Raw genomic sequence first — 5,707 nt, 5'->3', positions numbered from 1 at the left:
GGCTGTTGGTCTCGGCGTTGCCGTAGTCGAAGCAGCAGCCGCCGTTGTAGTGCGTGCCGTCGAAGATGGCGTACATGCCCTCGGGCTGGTCACCCTTGGCGATGCCGTTGGTGGCGTTGTTCCGGTAGCCGGTGCCGGGCGCCACGAACACCCCGTACGCCTTGCTGCCCTTGACCGTGGTGGGGGCCGCCTTCGCGTCGGCGAGGTTGTCGTAGCCACCGGGGGCCGGGCCCTGGAAGCCGCCGGGAGGCGCCTGGGTGAGGTGGTTGTTCCGCCCGGACTGGTCGTAGATGATCGTGATGACGCAGCTGGTGTTGGCGCAGAAGGTGTCCTGGGTGGCCGCGTTGGCGGCGCCGCCGGGGCTGAGTGGGGTGATGTTGCGGGTGGTGTTGTCGGAGGATCGGCGTACCTGGTAGAGGTTGCCGTTGTAGGTGGCGTAGAGGGCGCGGGTGGTGCTGTGCGCGGCGACGCAGGGTGTTCCACCTCTGGCGTAGATGTCGCAGGGGCCGTCTCCGCCGGGTGGCGGGGTGGTGGGCGGCGGCGTGGTCGGCCCGGAGGTGGTGGGTGGTGGTGTGCTGGGCGGGGTGGTGCCGCCGTTGCAGGTGACCCCGTTGAGGGCGAACGACGTCGGGGCGGGGTTGCTGCCGGTCCAGGAGCCGTTGAAGCCGAAGCTGGTGCTGGCGCCGGTGCCGAGGTTTCCGTTGTAGCTGGCGTTGGTGACGGTGACCTGGGTGCCGGTTTGGGTGTAGCTGCCGTTCCAGAGTTGTTGGATGGTTTGGCCGGCGCCGAAGGTCCAGGTCAGTCGCCAGGAGGTGATCGGGTCGCCGAGGTTGGTGATGGCGACGTTGGCGCCGAAGCCGCCCTGCCATTGGGAGCTGACGGTGTAGCTGACCTGGCATCCGGCGGCAGCCGCCGACGCCAGTTCCGTTCGGGACATCCCGACACCCGCGAGAGCGAGTGTCGCGACGGAGCCGATCACGGCCCATCGTCGAGCGGGGTTGAGACGTGGCACGGGTTCCTCCGTTTCTCATCGCCGCGACGCGGTGCCGCGACCGGGAGTTGATGCTGGTAGCGGTGTCAGAAATCCGCTCGGCGGTACGGGTTGCTGGCACGATGTGACCTGTTAGCGCTAACATCACGGGTCGGACCGATCGACGTCGTACGACGGGGCCGAGCGGCCCTTCCCGGGCTCTTGGTGATCCGGTGGCGGGCGGGGCTCAGGACGGTCCCGAATCCACTAAAGATCGATATCTCTCGATTAATACGGTGTTCGGGAGTATGACGCCGATGCGCCGAGCTGACAAGTGGTGGAGATGGTCGCCGGCGATTCCTGGCGAAGTGCCGAGCGCGCGCCGGACCGCGGGCTGATTGACGGCATCGACAGCGGTGAGTATTGTCCGCTGCAGGGTGGATCGACGTCGCCGTCGGCGCCTTCCGTATCGCAGAGATCAACGCGAACGGCCGTCGACAATGCCGGAGTCACGGTCGCCGCTATAGGGAGCGGGCCATGACCGCAGGGCGGCTCAGCGGCGCACGTACCGCCGGGCTTTTGATCATTTCCGTGGTGGCGGCGCTGGCTGCGGTCGTGCCGATGGTGGGACTGTCCGCGCCTCGGGCCGAGGCGGCCGCGGCGGACCCGTACACCTTCGCCAACGTGAAGATCGGCGGCGGCGGCTTCGTGCCCGGAATCGTCTTCAGTCCGGCCCAGAAGAACCTGATCTATGCCCGGACCGACATCGGTGGCATGTACCGGTGGAACCAGGCCGGCTCCTCGTGGGTCCCGCTGCTCGACTGGGTGGGCGCCGACAACTGGGGTTACAACGGCGTGGTGAGCATCGCGCCCAGCGCTGTGAACGCTAACAAGGTGTGGGCAGCGGTCGGCATGTACACCAACGGCTGGGACCCGAACAACGGCGCCATCCTGCGCTCGGCCGACCAGGGGAAGACCTGGCAGACCACCGTGCTGCCGTTCAAGCTCGGCGGCAACATGCCGGGTCGCGGGATGGGCGAACGCCTCGCGGTCGACCCGAACAACGACAACGTGCTCTACCTGGCCGCGCCGAGCGGCAAGGGACTGTGGCGCAGCACCGACGGTGGGGTGACCTGGGGGCAGGTGACCAGCTTTCCCAACCCGGGCAACTACGTCGCCAAGGCCGGCGACGACTACCAGGGTGACAACCAGGGCGACGTCTGGGTGCTGTTCGACAAGACCACCGGCAGCGCCGGGAGCAGCAGCAAGACGATCTACGTCGGGGTGGCCGACAAGAACAACCCCGTCTACCGGAGCACCGACGGCGGGGTGACCTGGGCGCGGCTGGCCGGCGCGCCGACCGGCTACCTGCCGCACAAGGGCGTGCTCGACCCGGTCAACCACTACCTCTACCTGGCGACCAGCGACACCGGCGGCCCGTACGACGGGGCGAAGGGCGACGTCTGGCGGTACAACACCTCGACCGGCGCCTGGACGCAGATCAGCCCGATCCCCTCCAGCAGCTCGGACGACTACTTCGGTTACTCGGGCCTGACCATCGACCGGCAGCACCCCGGCACCATCATGGTCGCCACCCAGGTGTCCTGGTGGCCCGACATGATCATGTGGCGGAGCACCGACTCGGGCACCACCTGGACCCGGATCTGGGACTGGACCAGCTACCCCGACCGTAGCCTGCGGTACAAGCTCGACATCAGCGCGGCGCCCTGGCTGACCATGGGCGTGCGGCCCAACCCGCCGGAGACCAGCCCGAAGCTGGGCTGGATGAACGAGTCGGTGGAGATCGACCCGTTCGACTCCAACCGGATGATGTACGGCACCGGCGCCACCATCTACGGCACCACCAACCTGACCGCCTGGGACACCGGCGGGACGGTCACCATCACCCCGATGGTGAACGGCCTGGAGGAGACCGCGGCCCTCGACCTGATCAGCCCGCCGTCCGGGCCACCGCTGATCAGCGCGCTCGGCGACCTCGGCGGGTTCCGGCACGACAAGCTGGACACCGTCCCGTCGACCATGTTCACCCAGCCGGTGTTCACCTCCACCCGCAGCATCGACTTCGCGGAGAAGAACCCGAGCATCATCGTCCGGGCCGGTGACTTCACCGACTCGGACCGGCCGAACGACAGCCACGCGGCGTTCTCCACCGACGGCGGCTCGAACTGGTTCCAGGGCACCGAACCGGGTGGCGTCAACTCCGGCGGCAGCATCGCCGCCGCCGCCGACGGCAGCCGGTTCGTCTGGGCGCCGGGCGACCCGGGCATCCAGCCGGTCTACTCGGTGGGCTTCGGCAACACCTGGTCGACGGCGACCGGGCTGCCGGCCAACGCCACGGTGGCCTCCGACCGGGTCAACCCGATGAAGTTCTACGGCTACGCGGCCGGCACGTTCTACCTGAGCACCAACGGCGGGGCGACCTTCACCGCCACCGCGGCCAGCGGCCTGCCGACCAGCGGGCCGGTGCACGTCAAGGCCGTGGCCGGCCGGGAGGGTGACGTCTGGCTCGCGGGCGGCACCGCCACCGGCAACGCGTACGGGCTGTGGCACTCCACCAACTCCGGCGCCAGCTTCGCCCGGATCGCCGGGGTGGACCAGGCCGACAACATCGGCTTCGGCAAGGCCGCGGCGGGGCAGAGCTACCCGGCCCTGTACGCCATCGCCAAGGTGGGCGGGCAGCGCGGCGTCTTCCGCTCCGACGACGGCGCCGCGAGCTGGGTACGCATCAACGACGACCAGCACCAGTACGGCAACATCGGCGACGCCATCACCGGTGACCCGCGCGTCTACGGCCGGGTCTACCTGGGCACCAACGGCCGCGGTGTCATCTACGGCGACCGGATCAGCACCACTCCGCCGACCGTCAGCCCGACCCCGAGCCAGACCGGTGCGAGCCCGACGGCGTCGCCGTCACCGACCGCCTCACCCACCCCGCCGCCGACCAGCGCCCCGCCGACCACGTCCGCGCCGCCCACCGGCGGTTGCCGGGTGGCGTACCGGATCACCGGCTCCTGGCAGGGTGGTTTCCAGGCCGACGTGACCGTCACCAACACCGGGTCGACCGCGATCAACGGGTGGACCCTGCGCTGGAGCTTCGCCAACGGTCAGCTGGTCAACCAGCTGTGGAGCGGCTCGTACACCCAGTCCGGCGCCGCGGTCGCGGTGACCAACGCCAGCTACAACGGCGCCCTGGCGGCCGGCGGCGGCAGTGCGGCCTTCGGCTTCCTGGCCAGCATGACCGGCACCACGAACACCGTACCGACGAGTTTCACTCTCAACGGCACAACCTGCGCCACCACCTAAGTCCGGGCAGCGACGTCCGGGTCGCCCGCCCGCCCGCCGGGCCGGGTGGGCGACCGGGACGCCGCACAGGGAGAACGCTGACACCACTCGGGGAGGAAGCCGGGCCGCGGCGGTATCCGTGGGCAGGGCCGCCGCGGCCGGCACCCGACCGGGACGACTGACTGAGGAGAGAACAACCGTTGAAGAGAACCCTCCGCGCGGCGCTCGCCGTGGCGTTGCTGCCGCTCGCCGCGGTCGCGGTACTGCTGGCGGCCCGGCCGGCGGCCGCCGCCACGATGACCCAGGTCACCAACTTCGGTACCAATCCGACAAATCTGAAGATGTACATCTACGTGCCCGACAACGTGGCGCCCAAGCCGGCCCTGCTGCTCCTGGTGCACTACTGCAGCGGTTCGGCGAGTGGCATCTTCAACGGCAACGGACACGACTACGTGACCGCCGCGGACCGCTACAAGTACATCATCGTCCTGCCCGAGGCCACCCGTAGCGGGAGCTGCTTCGACGTCTCCACCGCCGCGGCGCTGCGTCGCAACGGCGGCAGCGACTCGACCGGGATCATGTCGATGGTCAGCTACGCCCGGCAGCGCTACAACGTCGACCCGGGCCGGATCGTGGTCAGCGGGTTCTCCTCCGGCGCGATGATGACCAACGTGCTGGCCGCCGAGTACCCCGACGTCTTCAGCGCGGCGTCGGCCTTCTCCGGCGTACCGGCCGGATGTTTCGCCACCAACGACGGCTCGCTGTGGAACAGCCAGTGCTCCGGCGGCAACTCGATCAAGACCGCGCAGCAGTGGGGTGACATAGCCCGCAACATGTACCCGGGCTACACCGGCAGCTATCCCCGGATGCAGCTCTGGCACGGCACGACGGACACCACGCTGGCCTACCCGAACTTCGGGGAGGAGATCAAGCAGTGGACCAACCTGCACGGCCTGAGCCAGACCCCGTCGTTCACCGACCACCCGCAGTCGAGCTGGACCCGGACCCGCTACGGGAACATCAGCACCCAGGCGACCGTGGAGGGCGTGAGCATCTCCGGCGTGGGCCACCAGCTGCCGATGTCCGGCCAGCTCGCGTACGCGATCGCCTTCCTCGGCCTGGACGGCTCGGCGCCGCCCACCACGGCCCCGCCGACCACGGCTCCGCCGACGACGGCCCCGCCGACGACTGCTCCGCCGACGACTGCTCCGCCCACCACGGCTCCGCCGACGACGGCTCCGCCGACGACTCCGCCGGTGTCGGGTGCGTGTCGGGTGACCGCGACGGTGAACGCGTGGAACTCCGGCCTGACCGAGAGTGTGACGATCACCAACACGGGTGGTTCGGCGGTCAACGGGTGGTCGTTGGTGTTCACTCTGCCGTCCGGGCAGACGGTCACCAGTGCCTGGAACGCGACCATCAGTCCGTCCAGCG

3 protein-coding genes are annotated in these 5,707 nt (G+C 69.4%); 2 read left to right on the top strand and 1 reads right to left on the bottom strand.

The window, feature by feature from the left end:
- On the bottom strand, positions 1–937 hold a 937-nt coding region (locus tag ACFOX0_RS33780; RefSeq protein WP_377553689.1), incomplete at its 3' end, for an arabinofuranosidase catalytic domain-containing protein.
- A 570-nt stretch (positions 938–1,507) separates the two neighbouring features.
- Here ACFOX0_RS33780 and ACFOX0_RS33775 point away from each other — a divergent pair.
- Positions 1,508–4,294, top strand: a complete 2,787-nt coding sequence (locus ACFOX0_RS33775; RefSeq protein ID WP_377553687.1) for a cellulose binding domain-containing protein — start codon at positions 1,508–1,510, stop codon at positions 4,292–4,294.
- Positions 4,295–4,473: 179 nt separating this feature from the next.
- On the top strand, positions 4,474–5,707 hold a 1,234-nt coding region (locus tag ACFOX0_RS33770), incomplete at its 3' end, for an extracellular catalytic domain type 1 short-chain-length polyhydroxyalkanoate depolymerase (RefSeq protein ID WP_377553685.1).

This window comes from Micromonospora zhanjiangensis (assembly GCF_042650605.1).
GTDB classification, from domain to species: Bacteria; Actinomycetota; Actinomycetes; order Mycobacteriales; family Micromonosporaceae; genus Micromonospora_J; species Micromonospora_J zhanjiangensis.
Note: the sequence above shows the minus strand (reverse complement) of the source record. Positions and strands in the feature narration are given on the sequence as shown.